Below are 255 nucleotides of genomic sequence, written 5' to 3' on the forward strand. Positions count from 1 at the left end.
ATATTCTTGCGAGTAGGTCAGAAAGAAAAAGCTGGGATTATTATCGCTATTGATACGTTCAATCATGGTGTCATAAGCACCATCATTAATAATGTTGCTCAATTTTGCCTTTTTACTTTTTAGTTCATACTCCTCATGACAGTTTGCAAAAAAAAAATCAGCGACAGGTTGGTTATTAGTAAATTCAGCCAATGGTTGTGCATTACAATTAGGGCAATAGCTTTGGTTAGAAACCCAGTCTTCGCTGAGCACTCT

1 protein-coding gene is annotated in these 255 nt (G+C 36.5%); it reads right to left on the reverse strand.

Going from position 1 to position 255, the window contains the following annotated elements; all coding sequences use genetic code 11:
* Positions 1 to 252 (reverse strand): DpnI domain-containing protein (locus AAEY94_RS20765; RefSeq protein ID WP_350979937.1); only part of this gene is annotated, 252 nt, incomplete at its 3' end.
* Positions 253 to 255 lie beyond the last annotated feature (3 nt).

Source organism: Shewanella sp. AC34-MNA-CIBAN-0136 (genome assembly GCF_040309945.1).
Lineage (GTDB): Bacteria > Pseudomonadota > Gammaproteobacteria > Enterobacterales > Shewanellaceae > Shewanella.